General features: G+C 73.4%; 10 protein-coding genes and 2 pseudogenes. 10 read left to right on the forward strand and 2 right to left on the reverse strand.

The window, feature by feature from the left end; genetic code table 11:
- Positions 1 to 2: 2 nt before the first annotated feature.
- The 3 genes and pseudogenes from JL475_RS28640 (at position 3) to JL475_RS28650 (ending at position 5,489) form a co-directional block, all read left to right on the forward strand.
- Positions 3 to 1,340 (forward strand): ABC transporter permease, encoded by a 1,338-nt coding sequence (locus tag JL475_RS28640; protein ID WP_202280862.1) that lies wholly within the window; start codon positions 3 to 5, stop codon positions 1,338 to 1,340.
- 226 nt (positions 1,341 to 1,566) lie between these two features.
- A pseudogene (locus JL475_RS40390) lies at positions 1,567 to 2,162 on the forward strand (transposase); the annotation flags it as partial.
- Between the two features lie 498 nt (positions 2,163 to 2,660).
- A complete protein-coding gene (locus tag JL475_RS28650) occupies positions 2,661 to 5,489 on the forward strand; it encodes an AAA family ATPase (RefSeq protein ID WP_307825187.1) in 2,829 nt (942 codons plus the stop codon).
- Here JL475_RS28650 and JL475_RS28655 read toward each other — a convergent pair.
- Complete coding sequence (locus JL475_RS28655) at positions 5,401 to 5,811, reverse strand: hypothetical protein (RefSeq protein WP_202280864.1); 411 nt, start codon at positions 5,809 to 5,811, stop codon at positions 5,401 to 5,403. The genes JL475_RS28650 and JL475_RS28655 overlap by 89 nt on opposite strands.
- An 11-nt stretch (positions 5,812 to 5,822) precedes the next feature.
- Entirely contained in the window at positions 5,823 to 6,611 is a 789-nt protein-coding gene (locus tag JL475_RS28660; protein ID WP_202280865.1) for an FkbM family methyltransferase, read from the reverse strand.
- Positions 6,612 to 6,750: 139 nt separating this feature from the next.
- On the opposite strand from JL475_RS28660, the gene JL475_RS28665 reads away from it, so the two are divergent.
- The 7 genes and pseudogenes from JL475_RS28665 to JL475_RS28690 all read left to right on the forward strand — a co-directional run.
- Positions 6,751 to 7,428, forward strand: a complete 678-nt coding sequence (locus tag JL475_RS28665; protein WP_237408557.1) for a hypothetical protein — start codon at positions 6,751 to 6,753, stop codon at positions 7,426 to 7,428.
- 8 nt (positions 7,429 to 7,436) lie between these two features.
- Positions 7,437 to 7,685, forward strand: a complete 249-nt coding sequence (locus tag JL475_RS28670) for a hypothetical protein (protein WP_202280867.1) — start codon at positions 7,437 to 7,439, stop codon at positions 7,683 to 7,685.
- Between the two features lie 320 nt (positions 7,686 to 8,005).
- Positions 8,006 to 8,313: pseudogene (locus JL475_RS40395) on the forward strand (transposase); the annotation flags it as partial.
- Positions 8,314 to 8,443: 130 nt separating this feature from the next.
- Positions 8,444 to 9,205 (forward strand): thioesterase II family protein, encoded by a 762-nt coding sequence (locus tag JL475_RS28675; RefSeq protein WP_202280868.1) that lies wholly within the window; start codon positions 8,444 to 8,446, stop codon positions 9,203 to 9,205.
- Between the two features lie 226 nt (positions 9,206 to 9,431).
- Positions 9,432 to 20,705 carry a type I polyketide synthase gene (locus JL475_RS28680; protein WP_202280869.1) on the forward strand — a complete coding sequence of 3,758 codons (11,274 nt, stop codon included), beginning with the start codon at positions 9,432 to 9,434 and terminating at the stop codon, positions 20,703 to 20,705.
- A 66-nt stretch (positions 20,706 to 20,771) separates the two neighbouring features.
- On the forward strand, positions 20,772 to 21,791 hold the full coding sequence (locus JL475_RS28685) for a nucleotide disphospho-sugar-binding domain-containing protein (protein WP_202280870.1): 1,020 nt from the start codon (positions 20,772 to 20,774) through the stop codon (positions 21,789 to 21,791).
- 74 nt (positions 21,792 to 21,865) lie between these two features.
- On the forward strand, positions 21,866 to 23,487 hold a 1,622-nt coding region (locus tag JL475_RS28690), incomplete at its 3' end, for a type I polyketide synthase (protein WP_202280871.1).

Consider the following 23,487-nt stretch of genomic DNA (forward strand, 5'->3'; position numbering starts at 1 on the left):
TCGTGCTCTTCCTGGCCATGCGTTCCATCCGGTACCGGCCCGGACGCTTCCTCGCCACGCTGCTGGCCTCGTTCCTGGGCGCCACGATCATCATGGTGTTCAACTCGATGCATGACACCGCGGGCGCTTCGGGTGTCGACGACGTCACCGCCGAGTTCCTCGGCGTCGCCGCGAGCATCGTGGGCGGCTACGGCACTCTGCTGGTGTTCTTCTCTGTTGCCTCCACGCTCACAGTGAACGTACGGCAGCGCGACGAGGAGATCGCCCTGCTCAGGAACACCGGCGCCACCCCGGCGCAGATCAAGCGGATGGTCCTGGGCGAGGCGGTGGCGGTGGCCCTGGTCGGGGTGCTGCTGGCGATCGTGCCCGCGATGTTCGGTGGGCGGGCCCTGCTCGAAGCCTTCCAGGACAGCGGGCAGGCCTCACCGGACGTGGACCACGCGTTCGGCGCCATTGCGCTGACGGCGGGGTTCGGCGTCACCCTGCTGGCTTCGATGGGCGCCGCGTTCCTCGCGGTGCGCCGGGCGACGAGGGCCGCCGCGGGGGCCAACCGGTCCACCGGGCGGGGACGGACGTTCACCGGAGCGGCCGCGCTCGTCGTCGGTGCGGCGACGGTGTGCGCCACGTTTGCCTTCGACGCCACGGACCCCGCGCTGATGGGGGCCCCGGCGTACGGCTCGATCGTGGTCGCCGTGGGCTTGGCCCTCTTCTCGCCGGTGCTGCTGCGGGTCTTCCTCGGCTGGCTGCGGCGGCCGCTGACCGCGCTGTTCGGGGTGAATGGCCGGCTGGCCGTGCACAACATGCGGCAGCGGGCGGCGCAGTTGGCCGGCATGTTGATGCCGTTGGTCCTCTTCACCGGTCTGGCGACCGCGACGCTCACCATGCAGTCCGTCGAGAACGACATGGTCAAGGCCTCGGGGCTCACCAAGTCTGTCGCGAACAAGAACTTGGAGGCCATCAATCTTACGGTGGTCGGCATCATCGTGGTGTTCTCCTGCATCATGCTGATCAACAGTCTGTACGCCGCCACCTCCTACCGCCGCCAGGAGTTCGGCCAGCAGCGCCTGGTCGGAGCGACGCCAGGGCAGGTGCTGGGCATGGTCGGTGTGGAGGCACTCGTGCTCACCGTGGCCGGAGTGTTCCTCGGCACCGCCGCCGCCCTCACCGGAATCCTGCCGTTCAGCTTGGTACGCGCCGACGAGGTCCTGCCCGACCAGGTACTGGGCGTCTGGCTGGGCGTCGTGGCGGTCGCCGTCGTGGCCACCTTGGCCACCAGTCTGGCCACGGCCCGCCGGACCCTGCGCGCCCCGGCAGTGGAGGCGGTGGCACTGACTGCCTGACCGGACCGCGCACCGTGCACGGGAGGGGCAGCCGCTCAGCGCGGCCCGCTTCTTCTGTGCCTGCGGTGCCGGGGTGGTGTCAGGTGCACCTTCAGGTACTCGCGATCAACGACCTGTGCGTCGTGTACGCCGAGAACCGCGCCCTCGTCCAGCAGCTCCGCCTCGGGAACGAGGGCGACCAGGGCCTGTTGCGAAAGTGGATCTTGGTCGTGGAGGATCACGCTTTGTGGGACGTGGGGATCCGGCGAACGGCCAGTGGGCTCGGCTGGAGCCGTTGCTGCCGAAGGGCATCAAGCCGGGCCGTCCGCCGGTGTGGACGCGGCGGCAGCTGACAGACGGCATACGGTGGCGGACCCGGACCGGTGCTCCCTGGCGCGAGGTGCCGGAACGCTACGGTCCCTGGGGCCGGGCCTATGACCTGTTCCGGCGCTGGCAGCGCGATGGCACCTGGGCCCGGATCGTCACCCGGCTGCAGGCCGAGGCGGACGCGAAGGGCCTGATCACCCGGGACGTGAACGTCGACTCCACCGTCTGCCGGGCTCACCAGCACGCCGCCGGGGCGTCGAAAAAGGGGACCGGCAGAAGGAGCCGCCCGGCGGCATCGCCGTCGAGCCCAAGGGCCCGTACCCGGTGTGGGAGGCCGGCGGCGAACCCGTCCTGATCGCGCCACTGTTCGTCGGATACGACTACAGCCGGCCGGCCGGCACGCACACCAAGCAGCAGGCGCTGGCGCGCGCCGAGAAGGCTGGCGTCGTCTGCACCGACGAGATCCTGCTGTGCCCCGACCCGTTCCCGGGCCGCGACGACTGGTGCCGGCCCCGCGCGCCCGCCGTCCGGATGCGAAGAGAGCGAAAACGGATCCCCTCGCCCGTCCACCCCGGCCCTGCCGGGACCGGGCCTCTGAGCGCCCGCCTCACCGGCCATAATCCCGCACCGGTCCACCCGGCGCCGGCGACGGCCACACCAAGCCCGCACCGGCCACCGCAAACGACGCGGGCGCAGCTTCTGAAAACCGCCCACCTCAGGACAAGCGCCATTACCGCACCAGAGGCGAGACCCGCAACCCCTAACGCCCGTACTATTTTCAATAGTAGTGAAGAAACTGGTGAGGTCCCGAGAACGTTGTGGCACAACTTCTCCTGGTGGGAGACTCAGTTCGACTGAGGAAGCCCGGAGGTCACACGCACGCGGCCGCGGCCGCCCGGTTTCGGTTGCCCTCCAGTCCTGCTCCGGTCGGTGAGGTCGAAACTGTTTGGCGGGGGCGATGGCGCGACGGGGATCCCGCTGCCGGCATCGCAGGCAGAGAGGCTGATGCGCGCGGTGTTGGTACAGCGAGAAGAACAGCTGACAGGGCTCCAGGAGGCGTTTTGCGCCTGCCAGGAGCGGGAACGCGGACATGTGGCGCTCGTCACCGGAACCGTGGGCAGCGGCAAGACCCAGTTGCTGGAAGCCTTCGGCACCTGGGCCGTCGGCGCCGGCGGCCGGATGCTGCGGGCCACCGGGTCGACCGCGGAGAACGGACTGCCCCTCGGGGTGATCGGGCAGCTGTTCCACAGCGCCCTGCTGGAGCCCGCGGCCGCCGCCCGGATCGACGAGCTGCTGCGCAGCGCCTTCGACGGCCTCTCCGAGGCCCCCGAAAGACCCGAGGAGCCCTTCACGGGCAGCGCCTTCTGGGCGAAGGCCCTGCACGGCATCTACACCTCGCTGGTGGATCTCGCGGACGCGGGCCCCCTGGTCATCGCCGTGGACGACGTCCACCACACCGACGCCGCGTCGTGGCAGTGCCTGCTGTACGTGATCCGGCGGCTGCGGCGCGCCCGCATCATGATCGTGCTGGCCGAGGCGTCCATGCTGCGCCCCACCCACCCCCTCTTCCGCGCCGAACTGCTCAGCCAGCCCTGCCTCTCCCGCTTCACCCTGCCCCCGCTCACCGCCGACGCCGTCGCCTGCCTCGTCGACCGCGACGCCGGCGGCGAGACCGAGACGGTGACCCGGGAGGCCGCCGACCGGTTCCACAGCATCACCGGCGGCAACCCGCTCCTGGTCCGCTCCCTCATCGACGAGCGCGCCGGCGGCCGCGGCCCGGCCGCCGGCGACGCCTTCGACCAGGCGGTGCTGCGCTGCCTGTACCGGCACGAGCCGGGTGTGCGCCGGGCCGCGCAGGCGCTCGCGGTGCTCAACCGGGCGGTGCCGGCGGAACTGCTCGGCCAGCTCCTCGACGTACCGCCGGACTCCACCGTGCCCGCCCTGCGGGTGCTGTGCGGTGTCGGCCTGACCGAGTCCGGCCGGCTGCGCCATCCCCGGATCCTGCACTCGATCCTCGCCGACATGTCCGCCGAGGAGCGGCGGCGGCTGCACCAGCGGGCCGCCGAGGTGCTGCACGAACACGGCGCGGAGGCCGGCGAGGTCGCCCGGCACCTGGTCGCCGCCGCCTGGACGGACGCCCCCTGGGTGGTGCCGGTGCTCCAGGAGGCCGCCGACAACGCGCTCTTCACGGGCCGCCCCGACATGGCGGCGACGTTCCTGCGGCTCGTCACCCGCGTCGAGGGCACCCCCGACCGGCGCATCGAGGCCACCGCCATGCTGGTCAGCGCCCGCTGGCAGATCAACCCGCTGTCCGTCAACGGCCATCTGAGCGAGCTGGTGGAGGCCGCCCGCACCAGCGGCTGGTCGACGGACGCCGCCCTGTCCGCCGTGCCGTACCTGCTCTGGCAGGGCCGGGCGGACGAGGCGGTGAAGGTGGCCGCCAGCACCTTCGACGACTTCTACGGAGCGGACACGGGGCGGTCGCGGGCGATGCGGCTGCTGCTCGCGCTGTCCCACCCCGCCCAGGCCGACCTGGTCCGCGAGGCGGCCGACACCCCAAGCCGCGAGGCGATTGCGCCCGACGCGGTGCGGCCGACCCTGCAAGCCGTGTCCGTCCTGGACGCCGCGCTGGCACCGGCGCCCGACAACGACGTGCGGGCCGCCGCCGAGCAGCTGCTCCAGCGGCACCACGCCGACGACGGCGCGCTCGGCCTGCTGACCGCGCCGCTGCTGGCCCTGCTCTGGTCGGGCTTTGCCGCCCGGGCCGCGGTCTGGGGCGACACGCTCCTGGCGCGGCCCGCGGTACGCCACGCGCCGACGCTGCGCGCCATCGTCCGCGCGGTCCGCGCCGAGGCGGCGCTGCGCTTGGGCGACCTGACCGCCGCCGAACAGCAGGCCCGGGCAGCGCTGGAGGACATCCCCGAGCAGGCGTGGGCGGTGGCCGTCGGCGGACCGCTCGGCACCCTCGTCGGCTGCGCCACCGAGGCGGGCCGGTTCGCCGACGCCGACCGCTGGCTGGCCCACCCCGTCCCGGCGGGCACCTTCCACACCCCGCTCGGCGTGCACTACCTGGCCGCCCGCGGACGGCACCACCACGCCGCGGGCCGGCCGGCCTCCGCCATCGCCGATCTGCGGCGCTGCGGCGAGCTGCTGAGGTCCTGGAACATTGACGTCGCCGGTCTTGCGCCGTGGCGGCTGGAGCTGGCCCGCGTCCAGCTCGACATGGGCGACCGCACCCACGCCGCCCAGCTCCTCCAGGAGCAGCTGAGCCGTCCGTCCGGTGTCGACGACCGCACCCGCGGCCGCGCGCTGCGCCTGCTGGCCGCCACCGTCGGCGCCGACCACCGGCGCAAGATGCTCGCCGAGGCGGTCAACCTGCTCCAGGGCTGCGGCGACCGGCCGGAACTGGCCCGGGCGCTCCACGACACCAGCCAGATGCTCCAGCACGCCGGCGACTCCGCCCGCGCCCGGCTGTTCGTACGACGCGCCCACCAGCTCACCCGGGACACCGGCGTATCCGCGGTGAGGCAGCCCCCGGTCCGCCGCGAACCGGCCGCCGAGCCGGCGTCGAAGGAGCCGGAGCGTACGGTGGAGGAGCCGCGGGAGACGGACGACGAGGTCCTCAGCGAGGCGGAGCGACGGGTCGCGGTGCTGGCCGCGCAAGGGTGCACCAACCGGCAGATCTCCACCAAGCTCTTCATCACCGTGAGCACGGTCGAGCAGCACCTGACCCGGGTCTACCGCAAACTGGACGTCAAACGGCGCACCGATCTGCCCGAGCGGCTCGTCGCGTACGAGGGGCCGCTGGCGGAGGGACGTGTACAGCGCACCGAGGCGTGCTGACCGCCGCGGCGAGCAGGATGCGGGCGGGGCCCTGCAGGCGCGCCAGGACCGCCGCGCAGTAGCCCTCACCGTGCGTCATGCTGCCCACCACGCCGGCCGGCCGGACGGGCGCGCCGGCCCGGTCGGTGAGGATCGGCCCCGGCGCCACGCCCAGCTCGCGCAGGGCCTGGCGGGCGCAGTGCCGTACGGCCGTGAACTCGCGCCCGCGCTTCTCCACCGCCGCCGTGACGAGCGGCTCCTCCTCCGGCAGCAACCGCATCCCGGCCGGGTACCCGAACGACTCGGCCGCCGTCGCGGGCGGCGGCAGTATCTGCTCGATCACAGCGGCCGACGCTAGTCCACACGGCTCGCGGTGATCATGTGCAGGCTGGTGTTCGCGTAGAGTTCCTCACTCATGTTGTGCAGACGGAAACCCTTCTCCTTCAACAGGGAAGCGGTCGCTTCGAGTCGTCCGTCGATGTTGTGGACCTCGGCGGCGACGGTACGGATGGACGGCCAGTACTTGTCGTCGATACCGCGCAGCACCTCCAGCTCCGCGCGCTCGACATCGACCTTGAGCAGCCCTACGTCACTCACCCCGTACTCATCGAACAGATCCGTCAGTGTGACCATCCGTACCGGGAACTCGATGGCGTCGGAACGGCAGAGCGAGATGAAACCGTCCCGCTCGGCCTGGCTCTTGACACCGGCGCTCGTGAGCCCGGCCTCCAGTGTCCGGCGGTCGTCGTCCTCGTCGACGAAGACCGTGGACATCACCTCGCTGTACGGGTAGTACGTGAGCGTCGCGTCGCGCGACTCGGATCCGACCGCCACGTTGACCGCGGTACCTCGCGGGAGGTGTCTCGCGAAGTTGGTCGTCAGACATTCGAAGCTCGGCGGGGCGGGTTCGCACGCGATGACGCGCAGGTCGCTGACCTCTTTCGCCAGCAGCAGCGAGATCAGACCCACGTGCGCGCCGACGTCGATGACGGTGTCGCCCGGCCGGAGGCGTGAGACACAATCCGCGTAGGAGCCTTCCGCGAACTCCCGGCACACCACCGAGGCGGTGAACCGGTTGGTGCAGTTGACCTTTCGCCCGTCGGGCAGGGAGTACTCGACGATACTGCTCTGACCTGTTGCCATGAGTGGCGAAACCCTTTCAGCGAGCCCACAACCGACAGTCGCCAGACTGCCGTTGCGGGCCTGCTGTTCCCACCCTTGCCCACCCCTATTCTTTGCCGTCTGCAGTGACCGGCAGGCCGTTGAGCAGATGCGGGCCCGGATGGACTGGAAGTTCTCGCTGGGTCTGGAACTGGACGATCCGGGGTTCGACTTCACGGTCCTTGGCGACTTCCCCGCCCGGCTGATCGAGCACGGCCTGGAGGAGAGGGCCCTGGACCTGGTCCTGGAGCGGAGCTGTGGTCTGGGGCTGCTGTGGCCGGGCGGTCGACAGCGGACGGACTCCACCCAGGTTCTGGCGGCGGTGCGGGTGCTGAACCGGATGGAGTTCGTCGGCGAGACCCTGCGTGCGGCACTGGAGGCCCTGGCCGCGGCGGCCCCGCAGTGGCCGGCAGGCCAGGTCACGGCCGGCTGGGCCGAGCGCTACGGTGCCCGGATCGACTCCTACCGCTTCCCCAAGGGGGAGAACGTGCACCAGAAGTGGGCTGAGCAGGTCGGCCGGGACGGCTTCACCGTTCTGGAGGCCGTCTCCAGCCCCGCCGCCCCGGGCCGGCTTCGGCAGATTCCCGCCGTCGAGATCCTGCGCCGGGCCTGGATGGAGCAGTACCACCGCGGCGGTGAGGGGGCGCGCCGGCGGGAGGCGAAGGACCTCCCGCCGGCCAGACGCAGGCTGTCCTCGCCCTACGACCTCGACGCACGCTACGGCATGAAGCGGGGCTCGGGCTGGTGCGGCTACAAGACCTACCTGACCGAGACATGTGAGCCGGTGCACCCCATGTGATCACGAACGTGGAGACCACGGACGCCGCCGTCGACGCCGCCGAAATGACCGGGACTGTCCACCGGAACCTGGACGAACGCCGGTTGATGCCGGGTGAGCACGTGGGGGACGCAGGCTACGTCACTGCCGCCCACATCCTCACCGCACGCGACGAGCACGGCATCACGCTCCTCGGGCCGGTCGGCCTGGATCCCCACCACGGCAAGCAGGACGACACCGGACCGGATCTCTCCCAGCGGGCGTTCAGCATCGACTAGGACCAGCGCAAGGTCGGCCAAGTCGATGTTTCTGGGGTTACTGAATTTGTGGGCGTGATGGCGGGAAGGACTGACATGTGATGGCGTCGTGGTACGCCCGAATCATGAGGTGTCCGCAAGGCGGTGGCCTGACCGCCGGACGGCGGGCATTTCGCGAGTGCATCCGTATGGAGGCGGCCGGGATGTCCGCCGCCGGACAGGACAACGCGGTGGTGGCGAAGCAGTTGCGGGTCAGCGTGTGCTCGGGGCAGCGGTGGCCCGTGGCCAGGTCGACACCGGCCGGCTGCGGCGGGCCCTGGCCGCGGGCCGCCGACGGACGGCTGGTCCTGGCCGCCCACACCCCACTGCGGCTCGCCCGCCCGCTGGCAGCAGGCCGACGCCGGCCATGGGAAAGGCCGGTTTCCCCGGACAGGCTCACCCCGCCCGGGTCCGCCGCGACTTTCGGCACATCCGCCCGAGGCCGCCTGCCCGGCCCAGGCACCGAAACCCTCCCGCCCCGGCCCCGGACGACCTCCAGGCCGCAAGAACACCCGGCTCACCCCACGCCACGACGTGCACACCCCGCACGACGCAGTCAGCGAAACGACGAGCGAAGAAGTCGACCACCCCACGGCCCCGCCGCACAGGTCAAAGATCAAGCCAGGCGCGGCGGCGGTGTCCGGGGCAGCCGGTAGGGGGCGGTTTAGGGGTACTGCCGGGGATCTGTGGCGCCCTACAGTCGACGGGCCAGAGGACCTGTCAGGCGGCAAGGGGAGAAGATGACGTCGCTGAATGCCGATCCCGACCTGTGGATCCGGCGTTATCACGAACCCCGGGCCGGGGCGACGCGGCTGGTCTGCTTTCCGTACGCGGGCGGCGGGGCGAGCTACTTCTTCCAGCTGTCGCGCGCGCTGGCCCCCGACGTCGAGGTGCTGGCCGTGCAGTACCCCGGCCGCCAGGAGCGCCGCCGCGAGGCGTGTGTCGAGGACATCCACCTCCTCGCCGAGACGATCCACACGGCGCTCGCGCCGTCGCTGACCGGGCCGTACGCGTTCTTCGGCCACAGCATGGGCGCCGTCGTCGCCTACGAGGTGGCGCGGCTGTGCGCCGAGCGCGGGCAGCCCGTACCCGTACGGCTGATCGTCTCCGGGCGCAGGGCGCCGTCCCAGGCCCGCGACGAGTGGGTGCACCAGCGCGACGACGCCGGTCTGCTGGCCGAGCTGACCAAGGTCGGCGGCACCGACCCGCGGGTGCTGGCCGAGCCGGAGCTGCTGGCCAGCGTGCTGCCGGTGCTGCGCAGCGACTACCGGGCCATCGAGACGTACCGCCATCTGCCGGCGCCGCCGCTCGCCTGCTCGGTGACGGTGCTGACGGGGCGCTCCGACCCGCAGGTGGACGCCGAGGAAGCGGGCGCCTGGCAGGCGCACACCACCGGCGATTTCGAACTGCGGACGTTCTCCGGCGGCCATTTCTTCATCGACGAGCACCGCGCGGAAGTCACCCGCCTCATCGGAGAAACCCTCATTTCCCGCCAGGAGTAAGCGGGTTCAGGGGGTGTCCGCGCCTTTTTAGGGGTCGGGAGGGGCATTCGCCCCCTCCTATAGTGGCGTCGACCGGCAGTAGGCGAATTGGCGAAAAGCGAACCGGCGGACGCGTGACGCGCGTACGCCCGTTCCCGGATGTCCGGGACCAGTTCCGACTGCCGTTCCGACATTCGACGATCCGGAACTCCCAGGATGCGCGACGCGGGAGACGAGTGAGGGCCTGATGAAGCAGTCCGAGGACAAGGTACTTGACGCCCTCCGCGCGTCACTCAAGGAAACCGGGCGCCTGCGGGAGCAGAACAGGAAGCTCACCGAGGCGGCGCGGGAACCGATCGCGATCGTCGGCATGGCCTGCCGGTTCCCCGGCGACGTCGCCTCGCCCGAGGACCTGTGGCGGATGGTCGAGTCCGGCGGCGAGGGTGTCGGACCGTTCCCCACCGACCGCGGCTGGGACCTGGAGCGGCTGTACGACCCGACGGGCACCCGCCCCGGCAGCAGCTATGTGCGCGAGGGCGGATTCCTGCACGAGGCCCCCGCGTTCGACGCCGACTTCTTCGGCGTCAGCCCGCGCGAGGCGCTGCTGATGGACCCTCAGCAGCGGCTGCTGCTGGAAACGTCCTGGGAGGCGCTGGAGCGCGCCGGGATCCCGCCGCACACGGCGGCCGGCACCCCGACCGGCGTGTTCACCGGCGTGATGTACCACAACTACCCCGGCAGCTACGGCTCGTCGGGAGTGGTCTCGGGCCGCGTCGCCTACACCCTCGGGCTGGAGGGCCCGGCCGTCACCGTCGACACCGCCTGCTCCTCGTCGCTGGTGACGCTCCATCTGGCCGTGCAGGCGCTGCGCCAGGGGGAGTGCTCGCTGGCCCTGGCCGGCGGGGTCTCCGTGATGGCCACGCCCCGCACCTTCGTCGAGTTCAGCATCGACAACACCATGGCCAGCGACGGACGCTGCCACGCCTTCGCCGACTCCGCCGACGGGACCGGCTGGTCCGAGGGCGCCGGCATGCTGCTGCTGGAGCGGCTGTCCGACGCGCGTCGCAACGGCCACCGCGTCCTGGCGGTCGTCCGCGGCTCGGCCGTCAACCAGGACGGCGCCAGCAACGGCATCACCGCGCCCAACGGCCCCGCCCAGCAGCGGGTCATCCGCGCCGCGCTGGCCAACGCCCGGCTCACCGCCCGCGACATCGACGCCGTCGAGGCGCACGGTACGGCCACCACGCTGGGCGACCCGATCGAGGCGCAGGCGCTGCTGGCCACGTACGGGCAGGACCGGCTCGAAGGCAGGCCCCTGTACCTGGGGTCGGTGAAGTCCAACCTGGGCCACACCCAGGCCGCGGCCGGAGTGGCCGGCGTGATCAAGACCGTGATGGCGCTCCGGGCAGGGCTGCTGCCCCAGACCCTGCACGTGGACCGGCCGACCCGGCACGTGGACTGGTCGGACGGCGACGTCCAACTGCTCACCGAGGCCGTCGCCTGGCCGTCGGGCGACCGGCCGCGCCGGGCCGGCGTGTCGTCGTTCGGCATGAGCGGCACCAACGCGCACGTGATCCTGGAGGAGGCGCCGGACACCCCTGCGGAGCAGGGGGCCGCGCCGGACACCGCTGCCGCCGCGGTCACGGTGCCGTGGGTGGTGGCGGGCCGCAGCCGTGCGGCGCTGCGCGCGCAGGCGGGCCTGCTGCTGGAGCGGTTCGAGGGCGACGACGCCCTGGACGTCGTCGCGGTGGCGCGGTCGCTGGCATCCACGCGGACCGCCTTCGAGTACCGCGGCGCGGTGACCGCGTCCGACCGGGCCGGGCTGCTGGCCGGGCTGCGGGCGCTCGCGGCGGACGAGAGCGGCCCCGGTGTGGTGACGGGACTGGCGCGCGGTGAGGCGTCCACCGCGTTCCTGTTCTCCGGTCAGGGCTCCCAGCGGATGCGCATGGGCAAGGAACTCGCCGCGACGTTCCCGGTGTTCGCCGAGGCGTACGAGACGGTGTGCGCGGAGCTGGACCGTCACCTGCCGCGTCCGCTGCGCGAGGTGGTCGACGGCGACGGGCAGGCGCTGGAGCAGACCGAGTTCACCCAGCCGGCGCTCTTCGCCCTCGAAGTCGCCCTCTTCCGCCTGCTCGAGTCCTGGGGCATCCGCCCGGACTTCGTGGCCGGGCACTCCATCGGCGAGATCGCCGCCGCGCACGCCGCCGGGGTGCTGTCCCTGCCCGACGCCGCCCGGCTGATCGCGGCGCGGGGCCGGCTGATGCAGGCACTGCCCGCGGGCGGTGTGATGGTGGCCGTCGAGGCGGCCGAGGAGGAGGTCCGTCCGCTGCTGGCGGCGGGCGTGGACATCGCCGCGGTGAACGGTCCGCGGGCGGTGGTCCTCTCGGGTGCGGCGCAGGCCGTAGAGGCCGTGGTGGAGCAGCTGGCGGAGCTCGGACGCCGTACCAAGCGGCTCAAGGTCAGCCACGCCTTCCACTCGTCCCTGATGGAGCCGATGCTGGAGGAGTTCCGCGCCGTCGCGGCCGGCATCTCCTACGCGCCCGCGCAGATCCCCTTCGTCTCCACCGTCACCGGCCGCCCCGCCACCGACGCCGAACTCGCCTCCCCCGACTACTGGGTCGGCCACGTCCGGCAGACCGTCCGCTTCCACGACGGCATACGGGCCCTGCGCGCCGAAGGCGCCAACCGGTTCCTCGAACTCGGCCCCGACGGCGTCCTCACCGCCGCCGCACGCGCCTGCCTCACCGCGGAGGAGACCCCCGCCGTGGCGGCCGTCGCGACGCTGCGCGCCGACCTCCCCGAGCCGTACGCCATCACCGACGCCGTCGCCCGGCTCCACGTCCGCGGTCTCAGCCCCGACTGGTCGGCGTTCCTCGGCGCCGGCGCCGCGCCCGTCGAGCTGCCGACGTACGCCTTCCAGCGCGAGGACTACTGGCTGGCCTCGGCGCCTGGTGATGGTGATGCCGGCACCATGGGCCTCGGCGCCGTCGACCATCCGCTGTTGGGTGCCGCGGTGGTGCTGGCCGATTCCGACGGGTTGGTGTTCTCCGGGCGGCTCTCGCTGGCCACCCACGGCTGGCTGGCCGACCACCGGGTGGGCGGCTCGGTGTTCTTCCCCGGCACCGGATTCGTGGAGCTGGCGGTGCGGGCCGGCGACGAGGTGGGCTGCGGCCGGATCGGGGAGCTGACCCTGCACGCCCCGCTGGTCCTGCCCGCCCGCGGCGGCGTGCAGCTCCAGGTCACCGTGGGCACGCCTGATGCGTCGGGTGCTCGTTCGGTGGGTATCCACTCCCGCCCCGAGGAGCTGACCGGTGCCGCCCCGTGGACCCGGCACGCCACCGGAACACTGCTCAAGGGCGCCGGGGAGCCGGGATTCGAGGCGGTTGTGTGGCCGCCGGCCGGTGCCGAGCCGTTCGCGCTGGACGGTGTGTATGAGGAGCTGGCCGCCCGCGGACTGGAGTACGGGCCGTTCTTCCAGGGGCTGCGGTCGGCCTGGCTGCGCGGGCAGGAGATCTTCGCGGAGGTCGCGCTGCCCGATCATCAGCGGTCCGCCGCCGAGGGGTTCGGGCTGCACCCGGCCGTGGTCGACGCCGCCGTGCAGGCCAGCGGGCTGGCCGCCGGGCTGGCCGACCCGGGTGAGGACACCTCCCTGCCGTATGCCTGGCAGGGCGTGGAGTTGTATGCCTCCGGTGCCGCGGCGCTGCGGGTGCGGATCGCCCCGGCGGGCGGGAGCGGCGGGGACCGCGCGGTGCGGATCGAGCTGGCCGACACCGACGGGCAGCCGGTGGCCGTGGTGTCCGCCCTGCAGTTCCGGCAGATCTCCCAGGAGGGGATCGCGGCGGCGGAGGCCGCCTCCGCGGCGGGTTCCCGTTCCCTGTTCCGGGTGGAGTGGACGCCGGTGGCGCTGCCGGAGGCATCCGCCCCCGTGACGTCCGCCGACGTGCGCGCCCTCGAGGCGGGCGGGCCGGTCCCGGACGCGGTGCTGCTGACCGTGCCGGGCGGCAGCGACGGCGCCGCGGCGCGGGCCGCCGCGGGTGAGGCGCTGACTGTGCTGCAGTCCTGGTCGGCCGGCGAACGGTTCGCCGGTTCCCGTCTGGTGGTGGTGACGTCCGGTGCCGTGCACGCCCCGGGCTGTGTGGTCAGTGATCCGGCCGCGGCGGCCGTTCACGGGCTGGTGCGTTCCGCGCAGGCCGAGAACCCCGGCCGGATCGTGCTGATCGACACCGACGCGCCCGAGGCGGTGCCCGCGCTGCTGCCGGCGGTGCTGGCCGCCGACGAGTCCGAGCTGCTGGTCCGTGACGGGGCGGTCCGCGTGCCGCGTCTGGTGCCTGCCGCGCCCACTCCTGGCGTGGAGTCCGTCGGCTGGCCGACGGAGGGCACCGTGCTGGTGACCGGTGGCACCGGTGCTCTGGGCCGGCTCGTGGCCCGGCATCTGGTCGAGCGGCACGGGGTGCGCGACCTGCTGCTCGTCAGCCGCCGCGGCGGCCGGGCGGCGGGTGCCGCCGAGCTGGCCGCCGAGCTCACCGCCCTGGGCGCCGAGGTGGAGGTGGCGGCCTGTGATCTGGCCGACCGGGAGGCCGCGGCCGGGTTGCTGGCCGGGCGCACGCTGTCCGCGGTGGTGCACGCCGCGGGTGTCCTGGACGACGGTGTGATCTCCTCGCTGACCCCGGAGCGGCTGGACGGGGTGCTGGCCGCGAAGGCCGATGCGGCGTGGCATCTGCATGAGCTGACGGCGGACCAGGAGCTGGCCGCGTTCGTCCTGTTCTCCTCCGCTGCCGGTGTGTTCGGTGCGGCGGGTCAGGGCAACTACGCGGCGGCCAATGCCTATCTCGACGCTCTGGCCGCTCACCGCGTCGCCCGGTCGCTGCCCGCCCTGTCCCTGGCGTGGGGGCAGTGGGAGCAGGCCGGCGGCATGACCGGCAGCCGGCCGGCCGCCTCCGAGGGGGGTCGTGGTGATGTGATGCCGGCGCTCACCGCCGAGGAGGGACTGGCTCTCCTGGACCTCGCGGGCACTCTGGGTGAACCGCTCGTCGTGCCCGTGAAGCTGGACCTGACCGACCTGGGCGCGGCCCCCGGCAGTGTTCCCGCGCTGCTGCGCGGCCTGGTCCCCACCACCCGCCGCACCGCCGCCGCGGGCTCCGGGGCCGACACCTTCGTCAGCCGGCTGGTGCGACTGCCCGCCACCGAGCGCGCCACGGAACTGCACACCCTGGTCCGTACGCACGTGGCCGCCGTCCTCGGCCACCGCTCACCCGACCTCATCGACACCGAGCGGGCCTTCAAGGACCTCGGCTTCGACTCGCTGACGGCCGTCGAACTGCGCAACGCCCTCAACGAGGCCACCGGCACGCATCTGTCACCCACCCTCGTCTACGACTACCCCACCCCGGCCGAACTGGCCGAGCACCTGCTGGAGACGCTGCTCGGCGGCGCGGACGCACCCGTCGAACAGGCGCCGGCCGCCGCGCCGGCGTCCGACGAGATCGCGATCGTCGGCATGGCCTGCCGCTATCCCGGCGGCGTCGCCACCCCGGAGGACCTGTGGCAGCTGGTGTCCACCGGCGCCGACGGCATCTCCGCGTTCCCCGAGGACCGCTCCTGGGACCTCGACTACTGGAACGGCCTGCTCGCCGCGGCCGGTAAGAAGGCCGAGGGCGGATTCGTCCACGACGCCACCGAGTTCGACGCGGCGTTCTTCGGGATCAGCCCGAACGAGGCGATCATGATGGACCCGCAACAGCGGATGCTCATGGAAGCCTGCTGGGAGGCGCTGGAGCGCGCCGGCATCGAACCGACCTCCCTGGAGGGCAGCCCCACCGGCGTGTTCGCGGGCGTCATGCAGTCCGACTACGACCCGGGACCCCTCGGCGCGCTCGAACAGAACGCCATGTTCCGCGGCTCCGGCGGCCTCGGCAGCGTCGTCTCCGGCCGGATCGCCTACAGCCTCGGCCTCGAAGGTCCCGCCGTCAGCGTCGACACCGCCTGCTCGTCGTCACTGGTGGCCCTGCACTGGGCGATCCAGGCACTGCGCCAGGGCGACTGTTCCCTCGCACTGGCCGGCGGCGTCACCGCGCTCGTCGACCCCGAGCCGTTCGCCCACTTCGACAGCAGCGGCACCGCCGCCGACGGCCGCTGCAAGTCCTTCTCGGCCGCCGCCGACGGCGTCGGCTGGGGTGAGGGCGTCGGCGTCCTGGTGGTCGAACGCCTCGCCGACGCCCGCCGCAACGGACACCCCGTCCTCGCCGTGGTCCGGGCCAGCGCCGTCAACCAGGACGGCGCCTCCAACGGACTCACCGCGCCCAACGGCCCCGCCCAGGAGCGCGTGATCCGCCGCGCCCTGGCCGTGGCCGGACTGCGTCCCGACGAGGTCGACGCCGTCGAGGCGCACGGCACCGGCACCACCCTGGGCGACCCCATCGAGGCGCACGCCCTGCTCAACACCTACGGCCGGGGCCGACCCGAGGGACGGCCGCTGTGGATCGGCTCGGTCAAGTCCAACATCGGGCACACGCAGGCCGCCGCCGGTGTCGCGGGCGTCATCAAGATGGTCATGGCCCTCCAGCACGGTCGGCTGCCCATGAGCCGGTACGCCGACGAGCCCACCCCCCACGTCGACTGGTCCACCGGCAGCGTACGGCTGCTGAGCGAGACAGTGCCGTGGGAGAGCGACGGCCACCCGCGCCGCGCCGGAATCTCGTCCTTCGGGCTGAGCGGTACCAATGTCCACGTCATCATCGAGCAGCCCGAGCAGACGGAGGCCACCGAGCAGGAAGAGCCGGAGCCCGACGGCGACGGCCGCACCGGCCCCCTCGCGCCGTGGCTGCTGTCCGCCCGTACCGCCGAGGCGCTGCCCGCGCAGGCCGCCCGGCTGCTCGCGCACCTCACGGACCGGCCCGGACTGCACCCGCAGGACGTCGGCCGCTCCCTGGCCGGCTTCCGCACCGCCGCCCGGCATCGCGCCGCCGTCACCGGCGCCGACCGCGCGCAGCTCCTCGCGGCGCTCACCGCGCTGGCCGAGGACCGGCCCGCCGACGGCGTGGTGCGCGGCACCGCCCGGCCCGGCGGCCGCACCGCCTTCCTCTTCCCCGGCCAGGGCTCCCAGCGCCCCGGTATGGGCCGCGAACTGTACGCCGCGTACCCGGTGTTCGCGCAGTGCTTCGACGACATCACCGCCCTGTTCGACCCCTACCTCGACCGGCCGCTGCGCGAGGTGATGTTCGCCGTCGAAGGCACTCCCGCCGCCCAGCTGCTCGGCCGCACCGCGTTCACCCAGGCGGCGCTGTTCACCTACCAGGTCAGCCTCTTCCGCCTGCTGGAGTCCTGGGGCGTACGGCCCGACCTGGTCCTCGGCCACTCCGTCGGCGAACTCGCCGTCGCCCACGTCAGCGGCGTGCTGTCGCTGCCCGACGCCGTCAAACTCACCGCCGGGCGCGGCCAGCTGATGCAGGAGTGCCCGTCCGGCACCATGATCGCCGTAGAGGCCGACGAGGAGGAAGCCGCGGCGGGACTGCCGCCCGAGGTCAGCGTCGCCGCCGTCAACGGGCCCCGCTCCGTAGTGCTCTCCGGCCCCGACGAGGCCGTCACCCGGGCCGCGGAGCGGCTGGCCGCCGAGGGCCGCCGCACCCACCGGCTCGCCGTCCGGCAGGCGATGCACTCGCCGCTGGTGGACGGCATGCTGGAGGAACTGGCCGAGATCGCCGAGGAGCTGGACTTCCAGCCCGCCCGCCTCACCGTCGTCTCCAGCGTCACCGGCGCCGTCGCCGGACCCGACGCGATGGGCAGCCCCGACTACTGGGTCGCCAACTGCCGCCGCCCGGTCCGCTTCGCCGACGGCCTGCGGGCCCTGGCGGCGTCCGGCGCGGACCGCTTCGTCGAACTGGGCGCCGACACCGTCCTGTCGGGCCTCGTCGAGGCCGCCCTGGGCGCCGACGGCGGCAGCGGCGACGTCGTCGTCGTGCCGACGGGCCGTAAGGGCCGTACGGAGACCGAGAGCGCCCGCACCGCCGCCGGACTGCTGTACGTACACGGCTGCGGCCTCGACCCGCAGCGGCTGTACACCGGGACCGGCGCGCGGCTCGTCGAGCTGCCGACGTACGCCTTCCACCGGCAGCGCTACTGGCCGGACGTCGACATGAAGGCCGCTCTCGGTGATGGTGATGCCGGCACCATGGGCCTCGGCGCCGTCGACCATCCGCTGTTGGGTGCCGCGGTGGTGCTGGCCGATTCCGACGGGTTGGTGTTCTCCGGGCGGCTCTCGCTGGCCACCCACGGCTGGCTGGCCGACCACCGGGTGGGCGGCTCGGTGTTCTTCCCCGGCACCGGATTCGTGGAGCTGGCGGTGCGGGCCGGCGACGAGGTGGGCTGCGGCCGGATCGGGGAGCTGACCCTGCACGCCCCGCTGGTCCTGCCCGCCCGCGGCGGCGTGCAGCTCCAGGTCACCGTGGGCACGCCTGATGCGTCGGGTGCTCGTTCGGTGGGTATCCACTCCCGCCCCGAGGAGCTGACCGGTGCCGCCCCGTGGACCCGGCACGCCACCGGAACACTGCTCAAGGGCGCCGGGGAGCCGGGATTCGAGGCGGTTGTGTGGCCGCCGGCCGGTGCCGAGCCGTTCGCGCTGGACGGTGTGTATGAGGAGCTGGCCGCCCGCGGACTGGAGTACGGGCCGTTCTTCCAGGGGCTGCGGTCGGCCTGGCTGCGCGGGCAGGAGATCTTCGCGGAGGTCGCGCTGCCCGATCATCAGCGGTCCGCCGCCGAGGGGTTCGGGCTGCACCCGGCCGTGGTCGACGCCGCCGTGCAGGCCAGCGGGCTGGCCGCCGGGCTGGCCGACCCGGGTGAGGACACCTCCCTGCCGTATGCCTGGCAGGGCGTGGAGTTGTATGCCTCCGGTGCCGCGGCGCTGCGGGTGCGGATCGCCCCGGCGGGCGGGAGCGGCGGGGACCGCGCGGTGCGGATCGAGCTGGCCGACACCGACGGGCAGCCGGTGGCCGTGGTGTCCGCCCTGCAGTTCCGGCAGATCTCCCAGGAGGGGATCGCGGCGGCGGAGGCCGCCTCCGCGGCGGGTTCCCGTTCCCTGTTCCGGGTGGAGTGGACGCCGGTGGCGCTGCCGGAGGCATCCGCCCCCGTGACGTCCGCCGACGTGCGCGCCCTCGAGGCGGGCGGGCCGGTCCCGGACGCGGTGCTGCTGACCGTGCCGGGCGGCAGCGACGGCGCCGCGGCGCGGGCCGCCGCGGGTGAGGCGCTGACTGTGCTGCAGTCCTGGTCGGCCGGCGAACGGTTCGCCGGTTCCCGTCTGGTGGTGGTGACGTCCGGTGCCGTGCACGCCCCGGGCTGTGTGGTCAGTGATCCGGCCGCGGCGGCCGTTCACGGGCTGGTGCGTTCCGCGCAGGCCGAGAACCCCGGCCGGATCGTGCTGATCGACACCGACGCGCCCGAGGCGGTGCCCGCGCTGCTGCCGGCGGTGCTGGCCGCCGACGAGTCCGAGCTGCTGGTCCGTGACGGGGCGGTCCGCGTGCCGCGTCTGGTGCCTGCCGCGCCCACTCCTGGCGTGGAGTCCGTCGGCTGGCCGACGGAGGGCACCGTGCTGGTGACCGGTGGCACCGGTGCTCTGGGCCGGCTCGTGGCCCGGCATCTGGTCGAGCGGCACGGGGTGCGCGACCTGCTGCTCGTCAGCCGCCGCGGCGGCCGGGCGGCGGGTGCCGCCGAGCTGGCCGCCGAGCTCACCGCCCTGGGCGCCGAGGTGGAGGTGGCGGCCTGTGATCTGGCCGACCGGGAGGCCGCGGCCGGGTTGCTGGCCGGGCGCACGCTGTCCGCGGTGGTGCACGCCGCGGGTGTCCTGGACGACGGTGTGATCTCCTCGCTGACCCCGGAGCGGCTGGACGGGGTGCTGGCCGCGAAGGCCGATGCGGCGTGGCATCTGCATGAGCTGACGGCGGACCAGGAGCTGGCCGCGTTCGTCCTGTTCTCCTCCGCTGCCGGTGTGTTCGGTGCGGCGGGTCAGGGCAACTACGCGGCGGCCAATGCCTATCTCGACGCTCTGGCCGCTCACCGCGTCGCCCGGTCGCTGCCCGCCCTGTCCCTGGCGTGGGGGCAGTGGGAGCAGGCCGGCGGCATGACCGGCAGCCGGCCGGCCGCCTCCGAGGGGGGTCGTGGTGATGTGATGCCGGCGCTCACCGCCGAGGAGGGACTGGCTCTCCTGGACCTCGCGGGCACTCTGGGTGAACCGCTCGTCGTGCCCGTGAAGCTGGACCTGACCGACCTGGGCGCGGCCCCCGGCAGTGTTCCCGCGCTGCTGCGCGGCCTGGTCCCCACCACCCGCCGCACCGCCGCGAGCAGCGGATCCTCCGGCGAGGCGGCGCTGCGCCGGCAGCTGGTCGGCCGGAGCGCCGCCGAGCAGGAGCAGATCCTGCGCGACCTCGTCCTGGACCACGCCGCGGCCCTCCTCGGCTACTCGAGCGGCGCGGCCCTGGATGCCGAACGGGACTTCCTGGAGGCCGGCTTCGACTCGCTGACGGCCGTCGAACTGCGCAACGCCCTCAACGAGGCCACCGGCGCACAACTGGCACTCACCGTCGTGTTCGACCACCAGACCCCCGTCGCCCTCGCCGCCCACCTCCGGCAGCAGATCGACGCGGCGACCGAGGCCGCCCCCGCGCCGCACGCCGTGGAAGCCCCGGACAGCCTCACCGGACTGTTCCGGCAGGCGGTGCGCATCGGAAAGGTGCACGAGAGCATCGGCGTCCTGAGCTGGGCCGCCAAACTGCGGCCCACGTTCACCTCCTCGATCGACATCGAACGGATCCCCGAAGCGGTGCGGCTCGCCGACGGCCCCGCCGAACCCCAGCTGATCTGCCTCGCCACCCCCATGGGCTTCGGCGGAGCCGTGCAGTACGCGCGCCTGGCCACCCGGTTCCGCGGCGTACGCCAGTTCTCGGCGGTGTCCATGCCCGGCTTCCTCGAGGGTGAACGCCTCCCCGAGACCGCCGACGCCGTCATCAACGTCCTCACCAAGAGCGTGCTGCGCGCCGCGGACGGCCGCCCGTTCGTCCTGCTCGGCCACTCCCTCGGCGGTGTCATCGCCTACGCCACCGCCGACCGGCTGGCCCGTTCCGGACAGACCGCCGCTGCCGTCATCCTGCTCGACAGCTACGCGGTCGGAGAGCCCGCCGCCGAGACCGGGGACGGTCTCGTCGCCGAGACCGGCGGCGAGGTCGTGGGCGAGATGGCCGTCGGCCTCCTCGGCCGCGACAGCCAGTACGGCGCCCTCAGCGGCGACAAGCTCACCGCACTGGCCCGCTACCTGGAGCTCTCCCGTGACCTGGCGCCCGGCGAACTCGCCGTCCCGCGCCTGCTGCTGCGCGCCGACAGCCCCTTCGTCAAGGACACCGACGACGAGAAGTGGCGGACCACCTGGCAGCACGCCGACACCATCCGGACCGTGCCCGGCGACCACTTCATGATGGTCGACGAGACGGCCGACACCACCGCCGCGGCCATCGAGGACTGGCTCGCCCGGCTGAGCTGACCCCGCGGCCCGGGGCGGATCCCTCACCGCGGGATCCGCCCCGGCTGGAGATGATTGGAGGTCGCCATGCGCGTCCTGTTCGCCGTCCCGGCCGCACCGGAACGGCTGCACAACATGGTGCCGCTGGGCTGGGCGCTGCGCGCGGCCGGCCACGAGGTACAGGTCGCCGCCCCACCGCGGTTCGCGCCGCGCGTCAACCGGACGGGACTGGTCGCGGTCGAGGCAGGCCCCGACGAGCCCGCCCCCGACGGCGCCCTGGCCGGCCCGGACGCCGCCGCGGACCTCGCGGCGTACCTCGGCGTGTGGCGGCACGACCTGCTCGTCTGGGACTCCGGCGCCCCCGCGGCGGCCGCGGCCGCCGCCGAGCATGGCGTCCCCGGCGCCCGCTTGCTGATGCCGGGCGAGGAGTACGAGGACGGCGCCGGCCACCCGGCGCCGGGCCTCGTCCTCGATCCGACGCCGCCGTCGCTGCGGACGGTCGCCGACAGCGCGACCCGGCCGCTGCGGCACGTACCGTACGACGGACCGGCGGTCCTGCCCGCATGGCTGGGCAGAGCGCCGAAGCGGATCCGGGTCTGCCTCGTCCTCGACGGCGGCAGGACGCCCGTCGCCCAGGTGCTGGCGGCCCTGCCCGCGCTCGACGCCGAGGTCGTCGCACGGCTCGCCGAGGACCGGATCCCGCCCGGTGCCTCCGTTCCCGACAACCTGCGGCTCGTCGACGAACTGCCCCTCAGCACCGTGCTGTCGACCTGCGCCGCCGTCGTCCACGACGGCTCGTCCGCCGCGGCCGCTGCCGCCCTCGCCGCTGGGCTGCCCCAGCTCGACCTCGGTGGCGCCGAGTCCGGCACCGCTCTCGCCCGGCTGCTGGAGAGGCATGGCGCCGCCCTCACGGCCGACACCGGGGATCCGGACGCCCTCGGCGGGCAGCTCGGTCGGCTGCTGGCCGACCCCGCGCTCGGCGCCGCGGCGCGGCGGCTCGGTGAGGAGAACGCGGCGCTGCCCGGACCACCTCGGCTCGCCTCCTGGCTCGGTGACGAGGTCACCGCTACCCGGCCGTGGAAATCAGGGGCACTTCTCTCCGATTAGGGGTGGGCGGGAAAACCCACCTGTCGTAGCGTCCACTCGGCAGGGCGGCCCGGCCCTCCGGAAATCCATGGGGAATGTCGATCGTGAGCAACGCGAGCAATGAGGAAAAACTTCTCAGCTATCTCAAGCGGGCGACCACAGACCTCAGGGAAGCCCGGCGCCAGATTCGCGACACGACGCTGCGCGACACCGAACCGCTGGCGATTGTCGGAATGGCGTGCCGTTTTCCGGGCGGGGTCCGCTCACCGGAGGATCTGTGGGCGCTGCTGGCCGAAGGACGCGACGCCGTCACCGAATTCCCCGCGGACCGCGGCTGGGACATCGACGGCGTCGTCGATCCCTCCGGCGAACGGCCCGGGACCAGTTACTCCCGGAAAGGCGGATTCCTCGACGGCGCGGGAGACTTCGACCCCGCGTTCTTCGGGATGTCCCCGCGCGAGGCACGGAACACCGACCCGCAGCAGCGGCTGCTGCTGGAGTCCTGCTGGGAGGCGCTGGAGCGGGCCGGCATCGACCCGACGTCGCTGAAGGGCAGCCGCACGGGCGTGTACGCCGGCGTGATGTACCACGACTACCCCGGCAGCGGCAGCTTCGGTTCGATGGTGTCGGGCCGGGTGGCGTACACGCTGGGCCTGGAGGGCCCGGCGGTGACGGTGGACACGGCGTGCTCCTCGTCGCTGGTGGCGCTGCACTGGGCGGGTCAGGCGCTGCGGCGCGGCGACTGCTCCCTCGCGCTGGTGGGCGGGGTGACGGTGATGGCCACCCCCGACATGTTCGTCTACTTCAGTGAGCAGCGCGGCCTGGCCCGTGACGGGCGCTGCAAGTCCTTCGCCGATGGTGCGGACGGCACCGGCTGGGGCGAGGGCGTGGGCGTGCTGGTGGTGGAGCGGCTGTCGGACGCCCGCCGCAACGGGCACCGGGTGCTGGCGGTGGTGGCGGGCTCGGCGGTCAACCAGGACGGCGCGTCCAGCGGCCTGACCGCCCCGAACGGCCCGTCGCAGCAACGCGTGATCCGCCAGGCGCTGGCCGGCGCCGGACTGACCAGCCACGAGGTGGACCTGGTGGAGGGGCACGGCACCGGCACCACGCTGGGTGATCCGATCGAGGCGCAGGCGCTGCTGGCCACCTACGGCCAGGACCGGCCGGAGGGGTCCCCGCTCTATCTGGGGTCGGTGAAGTCCAACCTGGGGCACACCCAGGCGGCGGCCGGGGTGGCCGGGGTGATGAAGGTCGTCCTGGGCCTGCGCGCGGGGGTGATGCCCGCGACGCTGCACGTGGACGAGCCGTCGACGCAGGTCGACTGGTCGGCCGGCGCGGTGGAGCTGCTGACCTCGTCACGCGCGTGGGAGCGGGGCGAGCGCCCCCGCCGGGCCGGCGTGTCGTCGTTCGGGATCAGCGGGACCAACGCGCATGTGATCATCGAGGAGGCTCCGCAGGAACCGCCGCAGGACTCCGATTCGGCGTCCCCGACGGCCTCGCTGCCGGTGGTGCCGTGGGTGCTGTCGGGGCGCGGCATCGAGGCGGTGCGGGCGCAGGCGGCCCGGCTGGCGGACCGGGTGCGGGCCGATGCCGGGCTGCGCCCGGTGGATGTCGGCTACTCGCTGGCCACCACCCGGGCGGCCCTGGAGCACCGGGCCGTGGTCGTGGGTGCCCGCCGCCCGGAGTTCCTCCGCGGCCTGATGGCGCTGGCGGACGG

Origin of the sequence: Streptomyces sp. M2CJ-2, assembly GCF_016757295.1 — a bacterium.
Lineage (GTDB): Bacteria > Actinomycetota > Actinomycetes > Streptomycetales > Streptomycetaceae > Streptomyces.